Below are 975 nucleotides of genomic sequence, written 5' to 3' on the forward strand. Positions count from 1 at the left end.
AGCAGATCCTGTTCAATCCGGGTCATATCCAGCAGCCCTGAAGTAGTTTGCGCATTCTGTCGGCGTGAAGCGGGGCATCAATGCGCCGACCGCGTCCCACAAGGCATCGATCTTTCTCTCTGCCCGAGCCCGCAACATGGCCTTCAACTTTGAGAAGGCGTTCTCAATGGGGTTGAAGTCGGGGCTGTAGGGCGGCAGGAACATGAGCTTTGCACCCATGCGCTCGATGGCATCGCGCACCCCGGCTGCTTTATGTGCGGGCAAATTGTCCATGACGACAATATCCCCGGGCTGAAGGGTCGACAGCAACACCTGCTCGACATAGGCCAGGAAGACGTTGCCGTTCATTGCTCCGTCGTAGACAAACGGCGCGGTCATGCCGGTCAGGCGCAGAGCACCGGTGAATGTCGTTGTTTTCCAGTGTCCGTGCGGCACGCCAGCTCGACAGCGCKCGCCTCGAATTGCACGTCCGCGCAGCCGTGCCATCTTCGTTGAAAGACCGGTCTCGTYTATGAAGATCAGCTTTTGCGGATCGAGATCGAGCTGCTCATCAAACCAGGCGCGTCGGCGCTTCAGGACGTCCGGTCGGTCCTGCTCCAATGCGTGTGCGGACTTTTTTTAAATGTCCAGCCGCGACCACGCAGCCAGGCACCGAGCGCGCTCCGGCTGATGCTGACCTGCCGTTCAGCCGACAGATGCTCGACCATTTCATCGAGCGTTACGTCCTTGCGATCGTCGATCATTTCGACAACAAACGCCTCGTGAGCGTCCAGAAGGGAAGGTCGTTTCCAACCCTGCGGCCGCGGTGTTGGCTCGCCCTCCACTGCTCTTGCAATCCAGCGGATCGCCGTGGAAACCCCAACGCCGAACCGACCGGCAGCCTGGCGGGCAGACATACCGGTAGCTGACGCCTTCAAGACTCGGATCCGAAGATCATCGCTCAGTGCTCGTGCCATCATCAACCTCCTATTCGTA

1 protein-coding gene is annotated in these 975 nt (G+C 59.4%); it reads right to left on the minus strand.

Features of this window, described 5'->3' with window-relative positions:
- Positions 1-12 precede the first annotated feature (12 nt).
- Positions 13-956, minus strand: a protein-coding gene (locus AC1D2R_RS32140; protein WP_477973867.1) for an IS630 family transposase whose coding sequence is annotated in 2 segments (ribosomal slippage) — positions 13-620 and positions 620-956 — 945 coding nt in all. Because the reading frame shifts where the segments join, the coding sequence is not laid out codon by codon here.
- Positions 957-975: the final 19 nt, after the last annotated feature.

The sequence above is a fragment of the Rhizobium sp. P1_C7 genome (assembly GCF_056406295.1).